This window comes from Novipirellula methanifontis (assembly GCF_052161655.1).
Taxonomy (GTDB): domain Bacteria; phylum Planctomycetota; class Planctomycetia; order Pirellulales; family Pirellulaceae; genus Novipirellula.
Genome location: NZ_CP197418.1, coordinates 6,934,471 through 6,959,243, shown reverse-complemented (window position 1 = coordinate 6,959,243; position 24,773 = coordinate 6,934,471). Strand labels below are relative to the sequence as shown.

The following is a 24,773-nucleotide window of genomic DNA, read 5'->3' as shown; positions in this document are numbered from 1 at the left end:
CTTGGAAAGCCGTGCGACAATGTCGGCAGCGGCCGGGGAGGGCTAGTTGCGATGAGCTTGCACGCTCTGTTCCTGGCACAACGAGGCCCCTCCCAGAGTTTGTGGTCAAGTTCATTGTCGCCCAGCTTTCCAAGCTGGCAGCGTTGCAGTGATCGATCGATAGGCATGGAACGTGGTTGCTCGCGGTTAGGCGATCAAGCGTGACGCACGCTAACGGCTTGGAAAGCCGTGCGACAATGTCGGCAGCGGTCGGGGAGGGCTGGTTGCGAAGAGAGCTTGTACGCTCTGTGCCTGGCACAACGAAGCCCCACCCAGAGCTTGCTCCGCTCACTCTAACCTCCTCAAAACGAGTTTCGGGGAGGTCAACCGCGTCTGCCGCATCGGCTTCGATATCGCGACTTGATACGGCCTACATATCTACGTTGACACGCTGCGTGTCAAATCGCGTACGATTGTGGGCTGTGTTTGTCGCTGTTGATCTTCGCTATCGCAGAGGAGGACGTCCGTGAATGGTTCCGCTTGGCAATCGGACTTGCTGCTTGCTCAGCAATGGTTCGATCAGAACCGGGTCGACGAAGCTTACGCGATTGCCACTAGCGTCCTGGCGGAACACCCCGCGTGTGCCGAAGCTCTTGAGATCGTCGGCATTGTTCAATCGCGTCGTCTCCAAGTCGACGCGGCCATTGAAACGCTCGAGCACGCACTGCGAATTCGCTGCGACTTAATTCCGGCACATTCTTTTTTGGGATTGTCGTATCAATCGCGAGGCGAAATCGAACGAGCGATTCGTGTGTTCGAGCAAGGGTTGGTGCTCGATCCAGCCCATGCTCACATTCGTTTCAATCGAGCCCTGTCACTGCTAAAGCTTGCTCGATTCGACGAGGGCTGGATCGAGTACGAATGGCGCTGGAAGGCGGCTGCGGTACCGAGGCCCGAGATTCCATTGCCGCGATGGGACGGTTCGTCGCTCGAGGGACGCTCGATCTTGATTCATACCGAACAAGGCTTCGGTGACACGTTCCAATTCATACGTTTTCTGCCCCGATTGCAGCAGTTGGGAGCCACCGTTTGGCTGGCCGTACAAAAGCCACTCAGCCTGCTGCTTCACGAGATTGAGGGTGTCGATCATTGGATGCCAGTGGATGAGCCGGCTCCGATAGCGTTTGATTTGTATTCGCCGCTAATGAGTCTGCCGGCGGTGTTGCAACTGAATCATCCCGCTCAGTTTCGAGCCTCGACGCCCTATTTGCATGCGGAACCGGATCGAGTCGAAAAGTGGCGAGATCGGATTGGAAATTTGCCAGGCCGCAAGATTGGAATCGGATGGCAGGGCAGCCCGACGTTCAAAGGTGATGTTTGGCGTTCGATTCCGCTACCGTTGTTTTCCGTACTTGCCGAGGTTGATGACGTCACACTTGTTAGCCTGCAAAAACACGATGGCTTGACTCAGCTTGGCGAGAGCGATGCAGCGTTTCCGCTGACACGCTTTGACGATCTCGACGAGGATGGAGCGTTTCTCGATACGATCGCCGTGATGCAGCATCTCGATCTGGTGGTGACTTCCGATACGGCGTTGGCGCACTTGGCGGGGGCCGCCGGGGTTCCGGTGTGGTGTCTGATTTCAACGGCCTGTGATTGGCGCTGGATGACCCAGAGAGGCGACACCGTTTGGTACGATTCGATGCGATTGTTTCGCCAACAGAAACTAGGCGAATGGGAACCGGTCTTCGCCGATGTGGTCGCCGAGTTGCAGCGATCGGGAATCGGCAAATGACTAGCGTTCTCTCGTTCATCGCGGGCCATACTGTGAGCAGACGTCTCGGTAGATGCTTGCATTCCCTACCCCCGACTCTGTAGCCTCGCCACCCATATTGAGTACCCCACTCTAGAGCTGAACGCAGCCTCGTGAGAAAGTTCACAAAGGGGTTTATTGTCTCTTTGGGGGATTGTGGCGGAAAAAAAGTTGCCTTTCGTTTGTCGGCAACGTAAGATCTAGTGTGAGCAATGAGAAGCGACTACGGCTCGGTTATCGGTTTCTTGTTGTCTACCACGGCCACGACACTTATGTCCACTTAGCAGGGCATGAGATCCCTATTCTTCGGTTAGGCCGCGACATCTTTGCAGTTTGAATTATTTGGCTGGCCCCGAGCCGACAGCCGCAAAAGCGGTCGGCTTAGAGAGTGCCGTCAAACGCCCTTCCTGTAGCCGACTTCCAACTGGAGCGGTTTGACTCGTCCACAAAGCGTCGAGCATCTCGCACTTACTCAGGGAAGATCGAGTTCGCCACAGCGGCTTCTATCTGGGAGTTTCAGCCATGGGCCATATGCTGCAAGGGAATCCAGGGTATCCCGATTCCAACGATCGTTTTCGAACGACCGAGGTACCGTCCGATGCAAGTGTCCTTCGCATTGCCGAAGAATCTTTGCCTAACGTCAATGAATCCGACGAGTCGTTGGATATCCCGGCAGGGATCCAGCACTACAGCGGCATCCCCGCGTTTGGTTTGTTGCGTCATGCAGCGGACGTGATCCCGGATCGGACTGCAGTGATCTATGGCAACATGACTTGGACCTACCAAGCCCTCAATCATGACGCCGTTCGAGCCGCTGCTCTGTTGCAGCATCTTGGTATTAAGAAAGGGGATCGTGTTGGCATATTACTGCCGAATGTTCCCGAGTTTATTATCGCCGTGAATGGCATTTGGCGCGCCGGTGGAGTCGCTGTCGCGCTCAGCCCGCTGATGGTCGAAGACGAAGTTGCCCATGTTGTTCGCAGCACCGGGTGCAAAGTGGTGATTACGCTCGACATGCTCGCCCACATGTTGGCGGATTGCGAATCCGAATTGACCAAGACGCTGTACGTTTCGATTCGAGAGCATCTGCCATCGCTGAAGCAACTGGGGTACTTGTGGGCACGACATCAACGCACGGGCCAATGGTCACTGCCTAGCAACGGATCGCATGCTTGGTTTTGGCAAGAACTGAAAGGGTTGCGTCGAGAATGGAAGCCTGTGGAGATCGATTCGAAAACGGATCCCGCCTACATTCTGCCCACCGGTGGAACGACGGGAACGCCCAAATCGGTAACGCTCAGCCACGAAAATATGGTCGCTAACGCATGGCAGCAATTTGAATGGACCAATCGCTCGTTTGCGGTCGAGACGATGATCGCTGTGTTGCCGTTTTTCCACAGTTACGGCGTGTCAGCAATGGTGCTCGGTGGTGCGGCCATGGGCGCCACCTTGGTGCTGCACCATCGCTTCAATGCTCGCCAAGTCATTCAGTTAATCGAGGCGAATCGGCCTACGGTGCTGCACGCAGTCCCTGCAATGTTGGTGGCGCTGAACGAACGGTTGAACAAGTATCCCGCAGATTTGACCTCGATTCGTTGGGTCATTTCCGGAGGGGCACCTTTAGAAGCAGCTGTCGGTGAAGAATTTAGTAAACACAGTGGCGCGTTGGTCGTCGAAGGTTTCGGGCTCTCCGAAGCTTCGCCGGTGACGCATGTCGGTGACCTGTTTGCCGAAGCCAAGTACGGAACGATCGGGTTGCCGCTGCCCGAGACCGAATGCCGGATTGTCGACCAAGAATCGGGAGGCGATGACATTGGCGACGAACAGGTTGGCGAGCTGATCGTTCGTGGGCCGCAGGTGATGCTCGGTTACTGGAACGATCCCGAAGCGACGGCAAACACCATTCGCGACGGATGGCTGTATACGGGCGATTTAGCGATTCGGCACGCCGATGGATTGTTCAGCATCGTGGGACGCAAAAAGGACTTGATCATTACTTCGGGATTCAATGTCTACCCGTCCGAAGTCGACTCCGTATTGCGAGACGCTCCCGGCGTTCGTGACGCAGCGGTTGTCGGGTTTTCGGATCCGCAACGTGGCGAAGTCGTCAAGGCGTTCGTCGTGATGCAGGATAAAGCAAAGTGGGATGAAGACGCATTGCGCGAACATTGTCGCACGCGTCTTTCCAAACACAAACAACCTCGCGTCTACGAGCAGTGTGTTGATGATTTGCCAAGAAATTTCTTAGGCAAAGTCGTGCGTCGCAAATTGCGTGAGTGAGGCATCCTGTTTGATCTTGGAACTACATCAAAGTGTGAATGGAAAAAGGAGAATTAATCATGGAACCCGTTGCGATTGTCGCCGGAGTGCGAACGCCGTTTGCAAAAGCGTTCGGTACGCTTGCTGATGTTTCGGCAGTTGAGTTGGGACGGATTGTGGTCACGGAAACGCTTAAGCGGTGTGATCTAACTCCGGAATCGGTCGACGAAGTGATTATCGGCAATGTCGCGGGACCTGCGGACTCCGCAAATATTGCGCGAGTCATCGCGCTGAAAAGCGGTGTGCCGATGGATCGCATCGCGCACACCGTGAACCGCAATTGTGCATCAGGCATGGAATCGATTTTGCAAGGTTGCAGTATCCTGAGCAGTGGTCGTGCGAAAACGATTGTTGCAGGCGGGACTGAGTCGATGTCTCAGATTCCTTTGTTGTACAGTCGCAAGGCAACGGAGGCGTGGATGCGAGTCGCGCGGGCAAAAACGCTTCCGCAACGAATCGCAGCGTTTGCTGCATTCCGCCCGAAACATTTCAAGCCGGTCGCGGGAGTTGAACTGGGACTGAAAGATCCGGTGTCGGGATTGAATATGGGCGAGACGGCGGAGGTGCTCGCTCATGATTTTGCAATCACGCGAGCCCAGCAGGACGAGTTTGCCTTGGCGAGTCACCACAAGGCGGCTGCGGCTCAAGAAAAATGTTTCCTGTCAGGCGAAATCGTCGAGGTTCCGCTGTCGCATGGCAAGCCGCTGGACAAAGACAATTGCATTCGTCACGGGCAAACGCTCGAGCAGCTCGCCAAGCTGAAACCGATTTTCAAACGCGGAGGATCCGTCACTGCTGGGAATAGTTGTCCATTGACCGATGGCGCGGCGGCGGTGGTGTTATCCGCCGTCAATAACCTTGATCGTTTTTCGCGTCCGCCGCTGGGGTATATCACCGCAGCAGCGATCGCTGGATGTGATCCGAAACGCATGGGACTTGGCCCGGTTTATGCGACGGCAAAACTGTTAGAGCAAACGGGGATGTCGTTAACGGATTTTGAACTGATTGAAATCAACGAAGCGTTTGCGGCGCAAGTGATCGGTTGCGATCGTGCAATGCAATCGAAGTCGTTTGCTGAAAAGGAACTGTCGCGTCACACCGCGATCGGACAAATGAATCCGGACATAGTCAACATTCACGGCGGGGCGATTGCACTGGGCCATCCCGTCGGTACCACTGGCACCCGACTGATCTTAACGATGCTTCGTGCCTTGCGAGCTTCCGGCAAACGCCGCGGCCTTGCGACACTTTGCGTTGGTGGAGGCCAAGGTGTCGCCATCGCCCTCGAAACCGAATTGGAGACCTAGTATGAGTACTGATCGTTACAACGCATTTAGCGTCACAACCGATGTGCGTGGTGTCACCACCGTGTCGCTCGATGTGCCCGATCGCCCACTGAATATTCTTGATCGTGTCGTGATGACCGAACTCGAAGCAATCGTCCACGATTTAGAGCATCGTGGTGATTGCGAATTGGTCGTCTTTCGTAGCGGCAAAGAAAGCGGTTTTTTGGCTGGCGCCGACGTCAAAGCAATCGTCAATATAGAAAACCCGACCCAAGCGACTCAGTTGATCGATTGCGGACAACAGCTGTTTGATCGGATTAATTGGTTATCAATGCCAACGCTTGCCGTGATCCACGGTCCCTGTTTAGGAGGTGGGTTGGAATGGTCGTTGGCGTGTGATTATCGCATTGCTCGCGACAACAGCAGTACAAAGATCGGGCTGCCCGAAATCAAATTGGGATTGATTCCCGGTTGGGGTGGGACCCAACGACTGCCACGTGTGGTTGGATTGACGAATGCATTGAGCTTGATTCTGCAGGGCAAGCATTTGTCGGCGAGTGAAGCGGCCAAGATCGGTTTGATTGATCGTGCAATCGATCCAGAGAACTGGGAAATCGAAGTCGCAGAATTTATCGTCCAGATACTCGAGGACGAAGTCGTCAGCCAGAGCGGACGCAAGCAGCCGCTGATTCAAAAATGGCTCGAGGCGACTTCGTTGGGACGTTCGCTAATTTTTTCTGCAACAGAGAAAAAGATTCGATCCAAGGCCTTGCATTACCCGGCACTCAAATCGGCGATCAAAGCGGTGCGCCGAAGCTATGGGTTACGGCCTGATGGGTTTATGGCCGAGCGGAATGAGTTTGTTGATTTATTAGCAACGCCAACCTGCCGCAATCTGTTGCAGTTGTTCTTTGCCCGTGAATCGGCTCGCGATATTCGTACGTGGGCATCGCCGACCCCGGCGGTGCATGAGGAGCCGATTCGCAAGGTCGGGGTGATTGGCGCCGGCGCGATGGGAGCCGGGATTGGCCAATTGGCCGCGTGCAAAGGATATGACGTGGTGATCAAAGAAATCGATGAGGAGGCGGCCCAGGCGGGACGCAAACGAGTGGTTTCGCTTGTCGACAAATTGGCCAAACACCGCAATCTGTCTGACCGAGAACGTTCGTCGATCCTCGACCGAGTCCATGTCACGACGAGTGACGAAGCGATGGACGGTGCCGACTTGGTCGTCGAAGCGGTCGTCGAACGTGCGGAGGTCAAAGATGCGGTCTTTGCCGGACTCGATAAATCGTTAGCCGCCAACGCGATCCTGGCCTCGAATACTTCATCGCTGTCGATTGCTCGCATGGCGGACGCGACCACACGACCCGATAAAGTCGCGGGACTGCATTTCTTCAATCCCGTCCACAAGATGGAATTGGTCGAAGTCGTGCGAGCCAAACAGACCAGCGACGCTACGATCGCCCGCTTGGTCACTTTTGTTCGCGCTCTTGGAAAAACCCCAATCGTGACCGCCGATGCACCCGGATTTTTGGTCAACCGCGTTTTGTTCCCCTACTTGGGCGAAGCGGTGGTGATGGTCTCCGAAGGACATGATGTCAACCGCATCGATAAACAGGTGCGAGCGTTCGGAATGCCGATGGGGCCACTCGAATTGTTGGACCAAGTGGGCATTGATGTCGCCTACCATGTCGCGAAATCGCTCGACAGTGTGCTCGTCGGCGTTGGTCCGGTGGTCGATCAATTGAAGTTGATGGTCAACGACAACATGTTGGGCAAGAAGACAGGATGCGGTTTTTATCAGTACAAGAAAGGACGCCGAAACGGTACCGCGGATTTCCCACGAACGAGTCCGCAATCGGGACATCGCACCGTGCAACGTGTCCGCGAGGATCACTTTGTTGGCGATGGCTTGACCTCCGAGCAACGCCGACTGATTTACCCGATGCTCGCCGAATCGATTCGCTGCAAACAAGCCAACATCGTGGACCAAGCTTGGGCCATTGATTTGGCGATGGTGCTGGGGACTGGTTTCGCTCCGCACCGTGGTGGACCGCTGCACGTGGTCGACACGATTGGTGAGCACATTGTGCACGCCAATTTGGGCTATCTGCAGTCGATCTATGGGGATCGCTTTGCCAGCCCGTTGTTGCTCGAAGAGATGGCGGAACAACATCAATTGTTCTTTACCGAGTCCAAGACGGAGGACAACGATCACGCGGTAACCAATGGGTGATTCCGAGTGAGACCTAGACGAAGGTTCTGGCCTCGTTCGCCATCCAAACGAAGGCCATGACCAAAAACAACATTGTCAATTTAAGGAGTAATCCAATGAGCCTTGATATCCATCCTTCCGAACCGACAAAACCCAATTCGCCCACCGCCAACTCAGACGCTGCAAACTCAGACGCTAAAAAAACAGACACTGCAAAGCCAGATGGGGTAGCGAAACCCAACAGTGAATCGTTCGCTGAGGTTGCGCTTCGTTTAGGAGGCGCGTCGGTCGACGAATCCAAGCGAACCGGATTGATTGATACGGCGGATGATCAAGTTGAGGATTTGTTTGCGGCTCAATACAAAACGACCAACAGCCCGGTTCACCGAGCGGTTTGGGACAAACAGATCCCGACCGAATTGTTCGAGGTCGATACGATGTCGCAGAGCGAATCGGTGTCGCTCGTTGTCGAGCAATCGCTCAAAATCGTTCGCAAACATCGCGACGGTGGCACGTTGCTGGACGACAAGGGAAAGATTACGGCAAAAGTGTTGGCCGAATTGGGCTCAGTCGGCTATTGGGGATTATTGGTTTCACCCGAGTTCGGCGGATCGGGAGCCACGATGCGTCAGTTCGCCGAAATGATTACGCAAATGGCGACGATCGACCCGACGGTGGCCGGGTTGGCATCGGTTCACGGTTGTATCGGGGCGGTCGATCCGGTGCGCTCTTTCGGAACCGATGACCAGAAGAAACGGTTCCTGCCCAAATTGGCCGACGGCCGTCGTTTGTCAGCGTTCGCGTTAACCGAACCCGGTGCAGGTAGCGATTTGACCGCACTTCGCACCACCGCAGTGCTTGATGGAGATGACTATGTCGTCAATGGCGAGAAGCTGTTCATCACCAATGCGATCCCCGGTCGCACGATTGGATTGGTCTGCAAGATCGATGGTAAACCGAGCGTGTTGGTCGTTGATTTGCCGGACCAAGAGAACGAGCATTTCCAATTGAAACGCTACGGCATTTACGCGCTGCGTCGTGCTAACAACAACGGCCTGATCTTTCGTGATTTCCGTGTGCCTAAGGAAAATTTGCTTGTGCCTTCGCAGGGCGACGGCTTGACGATTGCCTATCACGGATTGAATTTGGGCCGAGTTTCGCTGTGCGCCAATGCATCCGGGGCGATGCGATGGATGCTCGCCGAGATGTTGCCGTGGGGAGCGTATCGGGAAACGTATGGTCAATCGATCGATCGTCGCGAATTGGTCCGACGCCGGCTCGGGCGGCTTGCGGGTTTGATTGTCGCTTGTGATGCGATGACCGCGTGGTGCGCCGGTTTGCTTGATCAAGGGTACCGCGGCGAGATGGAATGTATCATCGCGAAAATTTTTGGTAGTGAGGCTCAAAAAGAAGCGGCGATCGAATTGTTCATGAAAACGCATGGCGGACGATCGTTCTTGGAAGGCCATCTGTTTGGCGATAACGTGCACGAGTTCCTTGCGCCGTGCATCTACGAAGGCGAAGGTGAAATGTTAGGCATGGCGTTCTTCAAGTCGCTGGTGAAACATCATGGCAAACTCTTCTTTGAACCGATTGGCAGGACGCTCAGTCAGCTGGGAACCGCGAAACCCAATCCGTTGAACCCTCGTCATGCATGGGCGCTGCGCAAACCGCTCTCGAGCTATGCGAAATGGTGGGTCGGCCACCAAGTATCGGCGGCACATTGGTCACCGATCCAAATTTCGGATGCGAAGCTGGCGGGGCATGCAAAATTTGCACAGCGCTATTTGTCGCAGAGCGGCATGCGAATTAGCACGACGATGCGAACCTTTCAATTGAAGCTTGCTGATCGTCAATGTCGTATGTCCGCGTTGTCGTTGGACATTCAAAACGCGGTGGTGATGTTGGTGACCAGCCTGTATGCGAAGGCGTCCAGTGACCCGATCACGCGAGAAGCGGCCGATACGGTGTGCCGCGAATTGCAGTTGAAGATCACAGGGGGCAAAGCGAGTAATGCCGATTTCCGTCAAGTCACTGATCTCGGCAGCCAGATTGCCGAGCAGGGCTGGAGTGAACTCGATGGAGTGACATCAGGAGAAATCATGATGCCGTACAAGTAAGCAGAGGGCCTCAGCGGTTAGCCGTTTTGGCGCTAGCGGGCTGTTGATTTAATCGAAATGCAAATCGCATAAGTGAGCCGTGGGCCGTAAGGCACCGGGTAATGCGTGGAACCCGGCCGCTCACGCGCGAGCGGCTCACTAAATCGACAAGCCGCTAGCTACGGTTCCTGACTTCGACCGGGGCTAGCGCCCAAACGGCTAACGGGAGTTCAGCCAATGATTCCTGCCTAGACGGTTAGTCGAAGGAGGAACGCGAATCATTTTCCATTAGTGGGTTTATTCAATCGAGACAACGTCCGTTTATGAACAGCACTGTAAAAACATGCGGCTGAGTCGTAGCCGTTGGGCATGAACAATGCACAGGAGATGAAGACGTGGCAGTGTCGCGTCAAATGAGAGTCCGGAATGGTTAGGGAGCTACAACATGAATCTAGTCGACCTGTTTGGTTTTCGCTCGTCGCCAAAAACGGTCGAGCGAGTTCGTCAACGACGTGCGGTGATCGCGCTCGGTGGAGGCGGCGCACGCGGACTTGCCCATCTCGGTGCAATACAAGTGGTCGGTGAGGCAGGAATTCAAACCGAGCGGTTTGTCGGGGTCAGTATTGGGGCGTTGGTCGGAGCCATGTGTGCTCTCGATTCAAACATACGCCGTGTACAGGCTCAGACAATCGAATTTCTGTTCTCGCCGACCTTTTCTCGCAACCAGCATCTGTTGTTTGGTTCGACGGGATCGCGAATGGAGGATGCCGAATCGGGAGTGATGGCGTGGTACAACCGCGTTCGCTATCTCTACTCGGCTCACCGCCGGATCACACGCGCTGCGACGAGGGCGTCGTTGATGCCCGAGGCTATTTTGTCCGACGCGATAGATGCCCTGATACCGGATATTGAGATTGCCGAGCTCCCGACACCATTGAGCGTCGTGGCGGCCGACTTGCGAAGCGGAAATCGCATCGTGCTCGAAAATGGATCGCTGCGAAAAGCGATTCAAGCGTCGATGGCGATCCCCGGCATTTTTCCTCCGGTCCTTTGGGATGAGATGCAATTGTGTGACATCGGGGTCATTGATGCATTGCCTTCGATGATTGCAAAATCGTATGCCAGCGATTTGACCATCGCTGTGGACGTAGGCCAATCGCACTCGCGCGTCGACGATTGTAGCACGGCCCTCGATGTGATCATGCGAATGCAGGATATTGGCGAAGGTATGACGCGTCGCGATAAAGCGGAGGTTGCGGATCTTGTTATTCGTCCTGAACTGCAAGGCATTGATTGGTTCGACTTTAGACACCCCGAACGAATTATCGATGCTGGGCGTGATGCAGCAAGACGAAAGATCGTGGTGTTTGCCAAGTAGTCAATCGACTTTTCCAAATGGAGGATCGCGGGTGCGGGGATTGCCGTAGTGAAACTCGCCAAGAGTTTCGTTGCGTAACGTTGTCCGACACACAGCGCTAAGCAGGTCAATGTGAGTCATTCCAACTAATAATCTGAGCCGACGGCTCTAGCCGCGGGCATGTCTCCTGCAATATCGAGGGGCCCGCGGCTAGCGCCGTCGGCTCACAAAAGGCCGTCGGCTCACAACAGGATCGACGTTTCACCGGTATATACCCAACGACCTGCTTAGATGCTTCTCTGGTAGACTAAACGTCCTGTTTTGCTTCACGAATTCTTCAGTGCTCGATCTTTGCTGCGCGCTGGATTCGGCGGTAGCAAGTGTACGGCCCTGAATGACGAGACACTGTGAATGACCGATTCTTCTCCGCAACCCGATTTCCCTCCGCAACCCGGCGACAATCCATTTACAGAGCCGCCGCCAACGGCAGAGCCAACGTCGAATCCGCGGCCTCCGCAGCCCAGCAGCGAGGACGTCGATCAACTGCGATTGCTGTCCATCTTTCACTATGTCGTCGGCGGGATCGTCGGATTGGTGTCGCTGTTTCCGATTATCCATTTGGTGATCGGAATCGCGATTGTCACGGGCGTCCTGGATGACCAAAGTCAGAGTGGGTCAGCACCCCCTGCGATTTTTGGCTGGTTCTTTATTCTAGTTCCGGCGTTGGTGATCGGCATGGGAATGACAATGGCGTGCTGTGTCATCGTTGCCGGTCGCAAGCTCGGATCGCATCAGGGATACATGTTCTGTCTCGTGATGGCGGCAGTGGAATGCATGTTCATGCCGTTTGGAACCGTGTTGGGGGTGTTCACTATCCTCGTCTTGATGCGTCCGAGTGTGAAAGCGTTGTTTGGCTATTCGACCTCGCCAGCGACTGATAGGGGTGGGCAAAGTTAGAAAAGCGAAAGATTTGCGTTAATTTGCAAGGGGGCATTCCGCAACCGTACAGCCGATGCAGTACGCATGATGGGAACGCAAAGCAGTGGTTTTGAGAGCAAAATCGCCGGCGACTGTATTCCTTTGAGTTGTGTAAAACAGGAGCTCCGCTTACAGTCAAGAGGGCGCCAGAGCACTTTCGGCGCAGACATCTTTCGATATGTGAAGCCCTTTATGAATCAGCTGGAAAGCAGCCCCGCCGAAGTGAAAACCCCCTCCTTTGCCGATTTACCGCTTGCGGACAAAGTCCAAGAAGCGATTGTGAAGTCCGGGTACGAAACGCCATCCGAGATCCAAGCCGCCGTCATCCCCCATCTGCTTGAGGGACGAGATGTCATCGGCCAGGCTCAAACGGGAACCGGAAAGACCGCCGCATTCGCCCTGCCGATCCTGTCACGGATCGACCCTGCCAAAAAAGCCGTCCAAGTCCTTGTGCTCGCGCCGACTCGCGAATTGGCCATTCAAGTTGCCAAGTCGTTCTCGACCTACGGATCCTGCATGGATGGATTCTCGGTTTGTGCGATCTATGGTGGACAAGATTACGAACCTCAATTGCGTGCCCTTCGCCGTGGCGTGCAAGTCATCGTGGGAACTCCTGGCCGCGTGATCGACCATATCAAGCGTGGCTCGCTGCAAGTCGGATCGCTCGATTGCTTGGTGCTCGACGAAGCTGACGAAATGCTCAACATGGGCTTTTTGGAAGACGTTCAGTTCGTGTTGGACCAAACTCCCGACACGACTCAGATCGCACTATTCTCTGCGACGCTTCCTGACCCGATTCGCCGGATTGCTCAAAAGCACCTGAAGAATCCAGAAACCATCCAGATCAAAAACAAAACAATGACGGGGGCGAACATTCGTCAACGTTGTCTCTACGTCACCCCGCGTGACAAGACTGACTTGTTAATGCGATTGCTCGAATCGGAAGAAACCGATGGCGTAATCGTGTTCACCAAAACCAAAGAAGCGACCACGACGCTGGCCGACAAACTGGTTCGTTGGGGCCATTCCGCATCGGCACTCAATGGCGACATGCCACAGACATTACGTGAGCGAACGGTTGATAAGCTGAAGTCGGGCCATTTGGACATCATTGTCGCAACCGACGTTGCCGCACGTGGTTTGGACGTGCCTCGCATCAGTCACGTGATCAACTTTGATCCACCGCACGACAGCGAGTCGTACGTGCATCGCATCGGTCGCACCGGGCGTGCAGGACGAAGCGGCGAAGCAATTATCTTGTTGTCGCACTCTCAGCGAGGACGCTTGCGTTCGATCGAGCGAGTCACGCGTCAGTCGATTGAAATTGTCGATCCACCGTCTACTGCGGACATCAATCGGAAACGCGTTGATAATTTCAATCAACGGATCACCGAAACGATTGCGACTCGCGATATGTCGTTTTTCAAGCAGATGATCGCGGACTTCGCCGAGACATCGGGCCAGCCCGTGGAAATGATCGCTGCCGCGCTTGCCGATATGGCTCAGAACGGTCGTCCACTGTTGCTCAAAGACGTGCCGAAATCCAAGAAGCCACGTGAAAATGGTTACGACGATTCACGACCAGCGAAGCATGATCGATTTAGTCGATCCGAAGATGGACCTCCGCAACGGCGTGGCGGACGTCGCGCTGGCGGTGCACCTCGTGACGGTATGCAACGTTTCCGCGTCGATGTCGGACGTGCCGATGGCGTGAAGCCAGGCAACCTTGTGGGCGCGATCGCCAACGAAGCAGGAATCAACGGCGAATTCATTGGCCCGATTGATATCCAGCACAGCTACACCACAGTGGACCTACCCGCTGGAATGCCTAACGAGATTTTCCAAACGCTTCGCAACACATGGGTTGCTGGAAAACAGCTTAACATCAGTATCGCGGACGAACGCAGCACGAACCGTTACGCGGACACCGACAGCGGACGTCCAGCTGGCAAACGATTTGGCTTGAAAGACAACAAGTTCAAATCCGGCGGCAAAGTAGCTAAGGCGAACGCTGCTGGCAAAAAGCCCGGCAAGAAAAAGCACTTCAAGAAGCCGGCTCACGCCAAGTAGTGAAGCAACTCAAACGAAAAAGGCACGCTCCGGCGTGCCTTTTTTTGTACCTTCGCAACCGTTCCCGGTAGCGAAACTCGCCAAGAGTTTCGTTTATGAGTCCAATACAAGCGATGTGAGCCGTGGACCGTAAGGCACCGGGTAACGCACGCAACCCGGACGCACTCTCACGTGTCACGAGCCAATCATTTCACAAAGGGCCCCTGCAGATTTATCCCGCGAGAACTCCCACCTTGCTAATTATTGGATCTCATGCAGCTCGACTTTGAAATGCAGAGTCGAATAGGGTGGAATGCTGCCGGGGCTTCCCTGAGCACCATATCCGAGCTGGTAAGGAATCTCCAGCTCGATCATGCCTCCCTCGCTCACCAACTGCAGCCCTTCGGTCCAACCAGGAACGACTTCGTTTAGACCGAACGTTGTGGGCTCGCGTCGGGCGTACGAGCTATCGAACTCGGTCCCGTTGTCCAGCCAACCGGTGTAGTCGACCGTCACGCGGTCGGTCGCCGACGGTTTCGGGCCATCACTTTTTCGCAAGATGCGATATTTCAATCCCGATGCAGTCTCGGTGAATTCGGTGGGCGCGTCGGCGTCGACTTTACCCAGTCCCGACTCAGGTTGGATCGCACAACCGCTGACGAAAATCAGTCCGCTGACGAAAAACAGAGTGGCGATTGCAGAAATTATTTTCATTCGAGCGTTCCTTGATGATGGAATCAGGCGACGGGTTCCCGAACCATCGCGACATTGGAACCGTTACAATACACGCTTGTTTCATCAACCACTACGTGGGAGCGGAATTATTGACGCGGTCGTTCAAGTCGAAGGCGTGACAAAACTTTATCGCGGTGTGCCTGCGCTGCGAGACGTGTCATTGACCGTGGCCCCTGGCATTACGGGGCTATTGGGACCCAACGGTTCGGGTAAAAGCACGTTGATCAAGGCGTTATTGGGGCTGCTGAAAACCCAAGCGGGGTCGGGGCAAGTGTTAGGGCACGCTTGGCCCGGCAACGTGCGGCAAATTCGCGATTCGGTGGGCTATCTGCCCGAGGACGATTGTTACATCACCGGGTTGGTCGGTGTCGAATCGGTAGCCTTGATGGCTCGATTGTCGGGGCTGTCGGGAACCGAAGGTTTACGGCGAGCTCACGAAATGATGGATTTTTGTGACTTTGGCGAAGAACGGTATCGCGAGATCCAATCTTATTCGACCGGCATGCGTCAGAAACTGAAATTTGCTCAAGCATTGGTTCATGACCCGCCGCTGATGATTTTGGATGAACCCACGACCGGGTTGGATCCCGATCAGCGAGCGGCGATGTTAAATCGAATTCGCACGTTGGCGCAGCGGCATGGCAAATCGGTGATCTTGTCCACTCACATTTTGCCCGACGTGCGCGCTGTTTGTGACAACGTCATCATCCTGGTTCGTGGGACCGTACGCGTCGTCGATTCACTCGAAAACCTCAGTCGTCCTAGCTCTCCGACACTGCATGTAACGACCTTCGGCGATTCGGCTGCACTCGTCGCCAAGGCAACTAACGCGGGATATCGTGTCTTGCAAAACGAGGATGGTTCTCTGCGAATCGAGGGGATCGAAGCAACAGACACGGCACGACTGTGGGCCTGGGCGGCAGAGACACAAACCTCGATTCGTCGTATGCAGCCCGCACTCAATTCGCTCGATAAAATTTTTATGGACGTGGCAAAAGGCCGTGATTCGCTGCCGTCAGATGAACCAACGGAGTTGCTGAATGCCGGTCAATGACCTTGGGTATCGCGGTTGGAACGGCCGACGTGTTGCGCGGGTTTTGCGTCCGATCGTGGTGGCCCGTAGCGGCATCGCTTTAATTTGGCGACGCAAGTGGTTGCGAATGATGTTGGTGTTCGCATGGTTGCCGGTGATGCTACCCGCCTTTGGCATCTTTGCGTTTGAGTATTCGTCGACTAGCCCACAGATGCAACAGTTCGTCTTTGGCTTGCTACGGGGACCAATGCAACAACCGGAATTGGCCAAACTGGTGATCTCGGAGCCCGATGCGGCGCGGCATGAAGTTTGGTCGACGTTGATTTTAACATTCTTTCGCTACCCACAATTGTTTGCCATGGTGTTGTTGATTGGGTTGATCGCACCGATGTTGGTCTCGTATGACTTGCGCACCAAGGCGTATCTGCTTTACTTTTCGCGGCCGCTTTCACCGACCGAGTACATCATTGGAAAATCGGCGGTGATTTGGTTCTTGCTTTCGATGATTGTCACCGTCCCGGCATTCATGCTGTATTGTATCGGGGTGCTGTTGTCGCCTGATCTTTCGGTGGTTTCGCAAACGTGGGACATCCCACTGCGAATCATCGCGGCATCGGGCGTGCTGATGGTTCCAACCACTGCGCTTGCGATAGGCTATTCGTCACTGACGAGCGAAAGCCGTTACGCCACCTTTGCTTGGTTTGCAACCTGGGCGATGGGGTTTGTGGCTTATCAAATTCTGACTTACTCCGTGATGGTAGGTCAGCGCCCACCGCGATCGTTGCGACGTGGACGGATCGATTACGAGGCCCTTGGGATCGATGTGGATCGATGGCGGTTGTTGTCGCCGTATCACACGTTGGGCAAAGTCGAAGCATGGGTGTTTGGTCTTGATCCGACACCGGCAAGCATCGTCCCCTCGGTGATCGTGCTCGTTACCATCACCGTCGTTGGGTTTTGGGTGGTTCGTCGTCGTTTGATTTCGAGGCTCAGTGTTTAAGCGATGATTGAACTCAATAACACGACTAAATTGTATGGACATGTTATCGGTGTCAACGACTTGACACTGACACTGCCAACCGGAGCCTACGGTTTGGTGGGGCCAAACGGTTCTGGGAAAACGACGTTGATCAATTTGTTGATCGGGCATCTACGGCCGACGCTCGGACGCGTTTCCGTTTTCGGAGAGAACCCATTTCAGCATCGGGGATTGCTTTCACGCATTGGGTTGTGCCCGGCGACTGACATCTTGTATCCCAATGTTTCCGCGAGAACATGGGTGACCTATCTGGTTCGCTTGCACGGTTATTCACGGCACGAGAGTGAGTCAATGGCCGATGCTGCCTTGGAATTGGTGGGGATGTCCGCAGCGATGCATCGCCCGATTGGCACCTATTCGTTGGGGATGCGGCAACGCACGAAAATTGCCCAAGCGATTGCGCATCATCCCGATTTGTTGATTCTGGACGAACCCTACAATGGGTTGGACCCGGTGGGCCGCGACGACATGACGACGCTGCTAAAGCAGTGGACGCGGCAGGGCAAAGGTCTGCTGTTCGCTAGCCATGTGTTGCAAGAAATCGAGGCGGTCACGACGTCGTTCTTGCTGATTTTCGGAGGCCGATTGCTGGCGTCGGGAACCGCCGACGAAATCGAGTCGATGCTGTCGGACACGCCGCAGGAAGTCTGCGTGATTGGGCGGGATGCACCGCAATTGATTCATCGCTTGGTTGACATGCCGTGGGTGAATTCGCTGCAGTTGAGTCATGAGCGAAGTGAGTTGCGAATTGCGTTGCGGGACCCGAGTCAATTTTACGCACATATCGCTGGCTGGATTGCAACGGATGAGCTGCAAATCGATCAATTGCTGACCGCCGACGGCAACTTAACTGCCTTGTTCGCGTCATTACTGAAACACCACCGCGGAGAAACAGCGTGATAGCGACTTTGCCACTGGACGTGATGCGGTTCGAGCTCGGACGGTCGTTGACGATTGGCCGTATCGCGATGTGGTTTCTATTGGTCGCATTTCCCGTGGCCTTGATTGCTACGTTGCGCTCGGTAGCGCCGATCGATCCGATCGAACCATGGGGGATCACGCTTTACTTTCTCGTCCCAGAAGTCGTCTGTTTATTGGGTCTGTTATTGTGGGCCACGCCCGCGATTAGCACTGAGCTCGAAGGCCAAACATGGATCTACTTGGCGATGCGGCGGTCGGGACGTTCGATGGTATTGCTGGGGAAATACTTAACCGCAGTGGTGTGGACTTTGTCGGCCGCACTCACGGCGATCACGCTGTGCGTGTTGATCATTGGACCGACTGCCGGATTCCAGATGTGGTGGGTGATGTGTGTATTGGCGGTGCTATCGTGCTTTGCCCATGCCGCACTGTATATCTTGATCGGAGTGATCTTTTACAAACGCACAATGGTCAGCGCGGTTTTTTACACGTTGATGATTGAGTATGGTGTGTCATTTGTACCCGCGGTGATCAACAAGCTTACGATCAACTATCGATTGCGAGGTTTGTTGGCGGAGTGGATGGGATGGGAGGAAGCACGCAGTCGAGCCGAGAATGTGTTCGGAGCCGAACCGGCAGAAACGCACCTGTTGGTGTTGTTCGCGTTCACGATCACAATGTTGGGCGTGGCAATGTACAAGGTCACTCGGACCGAGTACCCCACGCAGCAAGAAGGTTAGCGCCCGCTGCCAAAGCCAAGTGACCCTCCACAGTCGGTGTTGGTGTGAGCCGACGGCCTTTGGAGACGGTTCGGCTTAGAAAAATCATAGCCCGGCGCGTAAGTTTTGAAGTTGCGTTATTGTATTTGCGCCGTTTGCTTGATCCGGCCTAGCAAAAACATGCAACTTCAAAACTCACGCGTTACGTTATGATGGTGATTGCTCAGCGGCTTAAGGAATAACGAAGGCGGGCCGCCGCTCGGTAAGACGTTGGCAAAATAAGGCCCGCGGCTAGCGCCGTCGGCTCAGAAATTCGTGGGGAAACGAAAAATCGACAGTCGAGCGAGCCGCGAGGGCAACGACGTCACCTCGCTTACAGTCCCGCGGAAATCGCTCCTGCGAGAAAACCACCAGCGACCATTCCCATCAACACTGCGATGATAAACAGTCGCCCCGTGTCACGCCAATTCTGTGCGACAAAGTAGAGGATGTAGAAAGGAACGAACAATGTCAGAAAACCAGTTTTGATGTCCTTCTTGAATGCTTTGACGATCACCATAAGCTGCGCCCCTTGCGAGATCACAATGCACGCTCCGAATCCTAAGACAAGGAACGTTGCGATCGGGTTGAAAGTGCCGCCGCCGTCGAGTTGACGCGACACATTGATGGCGATCACTGCAATCGCAGTCGAGCTGACGATCAAAAACAATACGAGAGCCAACATCCACGTAGGCATTCCATTGTTGCCCATCAGGCGATCTTGAGTCTCTTGAGCACGAGCCATGTCGGAGGCCGCTTTTTGCAGTGCCAATGTGCCGTGCGAAACATCCAATCCGGGAGTCTTGTGGCCGGCGAGTTGAGACCCAGTCTGCTTGTTGTAGCCACATTTGGTGCACAACACCGCATCAGCTTTCATCTCCGCACGGCAAGCCGGACAAATTGCAGCGACTTGTTGGCTGAATCCTTCCTCGTCAAATAGGTCACCCATGCTGTTGTCGACCGCCACGAAGGCCGCAGGGGCGGGCCGGCTCGGTGCGGCTGCTTGCTGCGGCTTCGCTGCGGCGCCCGCTGCCGGCACCTTCAACACCGTTTGGCAACCGGGGCACTTTACCGCTTTGCCAGCGGCAGCGTCCGGAATGTTGAGCACTTTGCCGCACTGGCAAGTCATTTTGATAGGCATTGCAAAAAGCCAATAAGGATAATGTGTCAGACAACGCAGCGGCCGAAGTTCGCGGTTGTCACCAGCAAACTATTTTGAACCCCTTCGCGATCCGAGTCTAGCGTTTAACCAATTTTACTCTTAAGCCGCAGAATGTCGTTTTCAACGGATTCGAGTTGTCGTTTCAATTCTTCGAGCGACTCGCGTTCCTTCGCCACAACCTCTTCAGGGGCGCGAGCAACGAAGTTTTCATTCGAGAGTTTCTGCTCTTTCCCGCCGATTTGTTTGATCACTTGGTCTCGCAGTTTTTCTAAGCGAGCCAACTCGGCCTTGAAATCGATGAACTGCTCTAAGTCGACATGCACCTCGATGTCCAAACCGGTAATCGCCAAGGGGGCGTCGATTTCAAACGGCTTCGCTGTGGGGCTCAGTTCCACGACATCGGCTCCGGCGAGTCCTTGGAAATACGCCCGCATCGGTTCCAGCAATGCTTGCGATGACTCGCTACAGCGAATCGCCACGGGCACCGTGTCTCGCGGAGCAATGTTTTGGCTCGCGCGGATGCGGCGAATCGCGCCGACCACTTCTTGGAACTCGTTGAATTGGCGTTCGATGTTCTCGTCGTAATGCGCCGCTTCGGCAATCGGCCACGAAGCGGTCATTACAAATTGAGGAGCATCGACGGGCGAGGGGACACCGCGTTTTGGAGCCGCTTCGTTCAAATAGCCCCAGATCGATTCGGTCACAAACGGCATGATCGGATGCAATAAGAGCAGCAGAGTATCGAGTCCATGAGCCATCACCGATTGAGTGACCGCACGAAGCGATTCGTCGGACAGTCGTGGTTTGGCGATCTCGACGTAGAAACTGCAGAATTCGTCCCAGGCAAAATCGTAGAGGATCCGCGAGGCTTCGGCAAAATGGTAGTGTTCGGTCGCTTCGGTTACCTGCTTTGTCACCGTCGACAATCGACTGAGTAACCAGCGGTCTTCCAGCGGCAATGATTTGACGTCGATTTCTTGAGCCTCGTAGCCTTCGAAATTCATCAAAGCAAAACGAGCCGCATTCCACAATTTGTTGACGAAGTTACGAGCAGTTTCAAAACGCTCGCTGACCACTGCGGCACGCGGATGCGATTTATCTTCGGCAGATTCAGCCCACTGTGTCGAGAACGTTTTCTTGCAATCCGGGCAGTCCAGCTTCGGCAAGGATCGATTTTTCTTGGTTTGATCGATCAATTTTTCACAATGAGGACACTCGTACTGAACCGGCATCCGCACGTCTTGCGTTTCCGTTGCCAATCGAGCCAGTCCAAATCGCAGTGCATCGGGACCAAACTTTTCGATCACGTCGATCGGGTCAACACCGTTCCCCTTGCTCTTGCTCATCGTTTCACCCAATCCATCGAGAATCTTGGGGTGAATGAAGACCTCGTTGAATGGAATCTTGCCGACGTTGTTCAGTCCCATCAATACCATTCTCGCGACCCACAACGTGATGATGTCACGCGAGGTGATCAGCGTGCTGGTCGGGTAAAAGTACTCGAGTTCAGGTGTTTGCTCGGGCCATCCGAGCGTGCTGTGAGGCCACAACGCCGATGAGAACCACGTATCCAGTACATCGGGGTCACGGACCAGACCCAATGCTTCAACTTTCTCTTCGAGCTTCGCATCATCGCTACGCAAACAAACGAATAGCGAGTAAGTACCGTCTTCGTTTTCATCAATCCGATCGGCAATCTTGCCCGATGCAAATTCCGGTAACGCTTCGATCTTTTTGGCCGCCGCGTTGGCATCCGCTTCGCTAATCCCGCCGAGCGACCAGATTGGAATTTGATGTCCCCACCACAATTGTCGACTAACGGGCCAATCGCGTTTTTCGCTCAACCAATCGAGATAGCCCTTGCGATAACGCTCGGGGAAAATTTTGACTTGCTCGGTTGAAACGGCATCCATGGCGGATTGAGCGAGCTCTTCCATCGCCACGAACCACTGGTCGGCCAAGTACGGTTCGATCGGCGTCTTACTGCGGTCGCTCAGTGGCAACTCGATTTCACGGTCTTCGATCTCGCCAACCAGATCGAGTGCCTCGAGGTCCTCAAGCACCTTGGCTCGTGTCTTTTTGATCGTCAAACCTTCGTAAGCGCCGGTCTCGGAATTCATTGTTCCGTCGGCGTTCAGGATGTTGATCATTGCCAATCCAACCCGTTTTCCGACTTCGTAGTCATTCGGGTCGTGCGCCGGTGTGATCTTGACACAACCGGTCCCCATCTCGGGTTTTGCCCATTCGTCGGCGACGATCGGGATTTCACGATTCATCAACGGCAGCATCACTTTGCGACCGTCCAGTGCCATATCACGCAATTGGATCAACAGCGGCAGCATCGTTTTACGGCGATCAGCCAGGGCTTCGATTTGTTTATCGATCTCGTTTTTCTCGCCTGCCGACGCGGTTTCACGCTTTGTTTTCAAATCGGCTTCGAGCTTGTCCATCGCCGATTTGGGATCAGGATGTACTGCAACGGCGCTGTCACCAAGCATCGTTTCGGGACGCGTGGTCGCGATTTCGATTCGTGACGGTTCGCCTGGCTTGGGATCAACGACCGGGTAGAAAATGTGCCAAAAATGGCCTTTTTCGGTCTGGTTAATCACTTCATCGTCGCTGACCGCGGTCTGCAAATAGGTATCCCAGTTGACCAGACGTTTGCCGCGGTAGATCCGTGCTTTGCTGAACAGATCAAAGAAGGTCGCTCGCACAGCGGCAGCGCAGCGATCATCCAACGTGAAGCGAACTCGCTCCCAATCGCAACTGCAACCCATGCGTTTGAGTTGGTCGAGGATCCGTTTTTCGTATTGCTCTTTCCAATCCCAAATCCGCTGGACCAACGCTTCGCGACCGAGATCATGACGCGTCTTGTTTTCTTGTTCTTTGAGTCGCTTTTCAACCACTGCTTGCGTCGCGATGCCCGCGTGGTCGGTGCCGGGCATCCAAAGCGTTTCAAAGCCTTGCATTCGCTTGGTGCGAACGACGATGTCTTGCAGCGTGTTGTTCAATCCATGACCAAGGTGTAGCGCCCCGGTCACATTCGGTGGTGGGATCACAATCGTAAAGGGTTTGCGATCAGGATTGGGTTCGGCGTGAGCGCATCTTGCATCTTCCCAAGCTTTGGCAATGTCCGCTACAGCGTCCGAATGTTCAAATCGAGTCGGAATCGTCATGATTTTTCTAGCGTTACTTTTTTTCGGATTTGTGAAGTTTGTATTCGACGGCATCGACCAGCGCGCTCCAGCTCGCTTCGATAATGTTTTCGCTGACGCCAATGGTGCCCCACGATTCGTGGTCATCACAGCTTTCGATATTCACTCGGATCGATGCCTCGGTACCGCTGCTCGATTCGACGACACGTACTTTGTAGTCGGTCAATCGCATCTCTTCGAGCATCGGGTATTCGTCGGAAAGCGCTTTGCGAAGTGCGGCATCCAATGCGTTGACGGGCCCATGCCCTTCGGCAGCATCGAACCACAACGTCTCGCCGACTTTGAGTTTGATGATCGCTTCGGCAAACACACTTCGCTGTTCGCCCTCGGTGTTGCGATCCCCTGCGACGATTCGGTATTTGATAGTTTCAAAATGCGGGGTGTACGAACCGGCAATGCGTTTGATTAGCAGATCGAACGAGGCGCCTGCGTTCTCGAATTGGTAGCCCTCGTTTTCCAGTCGGACGACTTCGGCCAGGATTTTGTCCATCAATTCGCGGTCGTCTTCCAAGTTGTGCTTGGTCGCTAGCGCGGCGATGTTGCTCCGTCCGGAAAGTTCGCTGACCAGAATACGACGTTCGTTGCCGACCAGTGCCGGATCAATATGCTCGTAGGTTTTGGCCGCTTTGTTGATCGCGTGGACATGCATGCCACCTTTATGCGCGAACGCACTTTGGCCAACAAACGGTTGGTTGTTTCGCCATTGCAGGTTGGCGGTTTCGTAAACAAAGCGGCTCAGTTCGGTCAGCGGTGTCAGCGATCGGCCGCCCAGCACGCTGTAGCCTTTCTTCTTGAGCGACAGATTCGCCATCACGGTGATCAGGTCGACGTTGCCACAACGTTCTCCAATGCCATTGATGGTTCCTTGTACCTGCGTCGCTCCGGCATCGACGGCCGCTAACGAGTTTGCCACGGCAAGCTCGCAATCGTTGTGGCAATGGATTCCGATTTGCACATCGAAACCGGAGAGTGCTTTGATCGCGGCTTCGGTGACTTCGCGAATTTGCTCCGGCAGCGTTCCGCCGTTGGTGTCGCACAAACTGAGCCAAGTCGCCCCAGCCGACGCGGCGGCCTTCAGCGTTTTGATTGCGTACTCGGGGTTCGCGTTGTAGCCGTCAAAGAAATGTTCGGCGTCGTAGATCAATTCAGCGCCGCGAGCAAGAAACTCGGTGCTCTCGCCAATCATCGCCAAGTTTTCTTCGAGCGTCACGCGAAGCACTTCGGTGGCATGGTAGTCCCACGTTTTTCCGACCAAGGTGATGCAAGGCGTTTCGGCTTGCACTAACGCTTTCATGCCTGGATCGTCTTCGGCTTTCATCGATTTCCGCCGCGTCATTCCAAACGCACAGACCTTGGTTTTTCCCAGGTTGCGTTTTTTGATTTCGCGAAAGAATGCCACATCCTTCTCGTTCGACAGCGGGTAGCCACCCTCGATAAAGTCGATGCCAATCTCGGCCAACCGCTCAGCGATATTCAGCTTGTCTTGAAGAGAGAAACTAACACCTTCGCCCTGAGAACCGTCTCGGAGCGTTGTGTCGTAGATCAAGATGGGTTTGGCGTTCATCGCTAGCGTGCTGGAGTTAGAAGGGAGGTGCTGAGAAGCGAAAGGCGTGTGAGGGCTAAGGTGTTAGGGATCGAAGCAGGGAAGTGGGGTGAGTGTCCTGGGGGTGGATCTTTCAGGTACGAAAAAACCCCCGAAGCTATGGGTGGCCTCGGGGGTGAATGTCAAAGTGGCATCTCGAGTCGAGCCCTGCTCCGCAATTGACTGCGGCCAGTCCGATTCGTTCCCCGCGTTACGGCCGGCTCGTAATG

At 54.6% G+C, this 24,773-nt stretch carries 16 protein-coding genes; 12 read left to right on the top strand and 4 right to left on the bottom strand.

The window, feature by feature from the left end:
* The first annotated feature begins 505 nt into the window (after positions 1 to 505).
* From SH528x_RS25305 to SH528x_RS25270, 8 genes are all read left to right on the top strand, one after another.
* Positions 506 to 1,774: a tetratricopeptide repeat protein gene (locus tag SH528x_RS25305; protein WP_442506229.1), complete on the top strand. Its 1,269-nt coding sequence runs from the start codon at positions 506 to 508 to the stop codon at positions 1,772 to 1,774.
* Between the two features lie 540 nt (positions 1,775 to 2,314).
* Positions 2,315 to 4,072: an AMP-binding protein gene (locus SH528x_RS25300; protein ID WP_442506228.1), complete on the top strand. Its 1,758-nt coding sequence runs from the start codon at positions 2,315 to 2,317 to the stop codon at positions 4,070 to 4,072.
* A 59-nt stretch (positions 4,073 to 4,131) separates the two neighbouring features.
* Entirely contained in the window at positions 4,132 to 5,418 is a 1,287-nt protein-coding gene (locus SH528x_RS25295) for a thiolase family protein (RefSeq protein WP_442506227.1), read from the top strand.
* 1 nt (position 5,419) lies between these two features.
* Positions 5,420 to 7,636 carry a 3-hydroxyacyl-CoA dehydrogenase NAD-binding domain-containing protein gene (locus SH528x_RS25290; protein WP_442506226.1) on the top strand — a complete coding sequence of 739 codons (2,217 nt, stop codon included), beginning with the start codon at positions 5,420 to 5,422 and terminating at the stop codon, positions 7,634 to 7,636.
* Positions 7,637 to 7,731: 95 nt separating this feature from the next.
* On the top strand, positions 7,732 to 9,735 hold the full coding sequence (locus SH528x_RS25285) for an acyl-CoA dehydrogenase family protein (protein WP_442506225.1): 2,004 nt from the start codon (positions 7,732 to 7,734) through the stop codon (positions 9,733 to 9,735).
* Between the two features lie 424 nt (positions 9,736 to 10,159).
* A complete protein-coding gene (locus SH528x_RS25280; RefSeq protein WP_442506224.1) occupies positions 10,160 to 11,092 on the top strand; it encodes a patatin-like phospholipase family protein in 933 nt (310 codons plus the stop codon).
* A 390-nt stretch (positions 11,093 to 11,482) separates the two neighbouring features.
* Entirely contained in the window at positions 11,483 to 12,028 is a 546-nt protein-coding gene (locus tag SH528x_RS25275; protein WP_442506223.1) for a hypothetical protein, read from the top strand.
* Positions 12,029 to 12,241: 213 nt separating this feature from the next.
* Positions 12,242 to 14,119, top strand: coding sequence for a DEAD/DEAH box helicase (locus SH528x_RS25270; RefSeq protein WP_442506222.1), 1,878 nt, complete (start codon positions 12,242 to 12,244; stop codon positions 14,117 to 14,119).
* 240 nt (positions 14,120 to 14,359) lie between these two features.
* Here the strand turns inward: SH528x_RS25270 and SH528x_RS25265 are convergent, their stop codons facing one another.
* A complete protein-coding gene (locus SH528x_RS25265; RefSeq protein ID WP_442506221.1) occupies positions 14,360 to 14,812 on the bottom strand; it encodes an FKBP-type peptidyl-prolyl cis-trans isomerase in 453 nt (150 codons plus the stop codon).
* A 76-nt stretch (positions 14,813 to 14,888) separates the two neighbouring features.
* Here SH528x_RS25265 and SH528x_RS25260 point away from each other — a divergent pair, with 76 nt between their 5' ends.
* The 4 genes from SH528x_RS25260 to SH528x_RS25245 are packed head-to-tail and all read left to right on the top strand — an operon-like array spanning position 14,889 to position 18,566.
* On the top strand, positions 14,889 to 15,887 hold the full coding sequence (locus tag SH528x_RS25260; RefSeq protein WP_442506220.1) for an ABC transporter ATP-binding protein: 999 nt from the start codon (positions 14,889 to 14,891) through the stop codon (positions 15,885 to 15,887).
* The gene (locus SH528x_RS25255; RefSeq protein ID WP_442506219.1) at positions 15,874 to 16,866 is read left to right on the top strand and encodes an ABC transporter permease subunit; all 993 of its coding nucleotides are present in this window, start codon (positions 15,874 to 15,876) and stop codon (positions 16,864 to 16,866) included. The genes SH528x_RS25260 and SH528x_RS25255 overlap by 14 nt, the downstream gene beginning before the upstream one ends.
* A gap of 3 nt (positions 16,867 to 16,869) precedes the next feature.
* Positions 16,870 to 17,805 (top strand): ABC transporter ATP-binding protein, encoded by a 936-nt coding sequence (locus SH528x_RS25250; RefSeq protein WP_442506218.1) that lies wholly within the window; start codon positions 16,870 to 16,872, stop codon positions 17,803 to 17,805.
* Positions 17,802 to 18,566 (top strand): hypothetical protein, encoded by a 765-nt coding sequence (locus tag SH528x_RS25245; protein ID WP_442506217.1) that lies wholly within the window; start codon positions 17,802 to 17,804, stop codon positions 18,564 to 18,566. Before SH528x_RS25250 ends, SH528x_RS25245 begins: the two co-directional genes overlap by 4 nt.
* Before the next feature lie 352 nt (positions 18,567 to 18,918).
* On the opposite strand, the gene SH528x_RS25240 is transcribed toward SH528x_RS25245, so the two are convergent.
* The 3 genes from SH528x_RS25240 to cimA form a co-directional block, all read right to left on the bottom strand.
* On the bottom strand, positions 18,919 to 19,725 hold the full coding sequence (locus SH528x_RS25240) for a hypothetical protein (protein ID WP_442506216.1): 807 nt from the start codon (positions 19,723 to 19,725) through the stop codon (positions 18,919 to 18,921).
* A 104-nt stretch (positions 19,726 to 19,829) separates the two neighbouring features.
* On the bottom strand, positions 19,830 to 22,922 hold the full coding sequence (locus SH528x_RS25235) for a valine--tRNA ligase (protein ID WP_442506215.1): 3,093 nt from the start codon (positions 22,920 to 22,922) through the stop codon (positions 19,830 to 19,832).
* Positions 22,923 to 22,935: 13 nt separating this feature from the next.
* Positions 22,936 to 24,525, bottom strand: a complete 1,590-nt coding sequence (gene cimA / locus SH528x_RS25230) for a citramalate synthase (RefSeq protein ID WP_442506214.1) — start codon at positions 24,523 to 24,525, stop codon at positions 22,936 to 22,938.
* Between the last annotated feature and the right edge of the window lie 248 nt (positions 24,526 to 24,773).

What these genes read in the sequence shown, in the direction of transcription:
- SH528x_RS25275 (WP_442506223.1), top strand. Translation starts at nt 11,483, where the DNA reads ATGACCGATTCTTCTCCGCAACCCGATTTCCCTCCGCAACCCGGCGAC.
- SH528x_RS25285 (WP_442506225.1), top strand. Translation starts at nt 7,732, where the DNA reads ATGAGCCTTGATATCCATCCTTCCGAACCGACAAAACCCAATTCGCCC.
- cimA (WP_442506214.1), bottom strand. Translation starts at nt 24,525, where the DNA reads ATGAACGCCAAACCCATCTTGATCTACGACACAACGCTCCGAGACGGT.
- SH528x_RS25265 (WP_442506221.1), bottom strand. Translation starts at nt 14,812, where the DNA reads ATGAAAATAATTTCTGCAATCGCCACTCTGTTTTTCGTCAGCGGACTG.
- SH528x_RS25235 (WP_442506215.1), bottom strand. Translation starts at nt 22,922, where the DNA reads ATGACGATTCCGACTCGATTTGAACATTCGGACGCTGTAGCGGACATT.
- SH528x_RS25300 (WP_442506228.1), top strand. Translation starts at nt 2,315, where the DNA reads ATGGGCCATATGCTGCAAGGGAATCCAGGGTATCCCGATTCCAACGAT.
- SH528x_RS25240 (WP_442506216.1), bottom strand. Translation starts at nt 19,725, where the DNA reads ATGCCTATCAAAATGACTTGCCAGTGCGGCAAAGTGCTCAACATTCCG.
- SH528x_RS25290 (WP_442506226.1), top strand. Translation starts at nt 5,420, where the DNA reads ATGAGTACTGATCGTTACAACGCATTTAGCGTCACAACCGATGTGCGT.
- SH528x_RS25295 (WP_442506227.1), top strand. Translation starts at nt 4,132, where the DNA reads ATGGAACCCGTTGCGATTGTCGCCGGAGTGCGAACGCCGTTTGCAAAA.
- SH528x_RS25250 (WP_442506218.1), top strand. Translation starts at nt 16,870, where the DNA reads ATGATTGAACTCAATAACACGACTAAATTGTATGGACATGTTATCGGT.
- SH528x_RS25270 (WP_442506222.1), top strand. Translation starts at nt 12,242, where the DNA reads ATGAATCAGCTGGAAAGCAGCCCCGCCGAAGTGAAAACCCCCTCCTTT.
- SH528x_RS25255 (WP_442506219.1), top strand. Translation starts at nt 15,874, where the DNA reads ATGCCGGTCAATGACCTTGGGTATCGCGGTTGGAACGGCCGACGTGTT.
- SH528x_RS25280 (WP_442506224.1), top strand. Translation starts at nt 10,160, where the DNA reads ATGAATCTAGTCGACCTGTTTGGTTTTCGCTCGTCGCCAAAAACGGTC.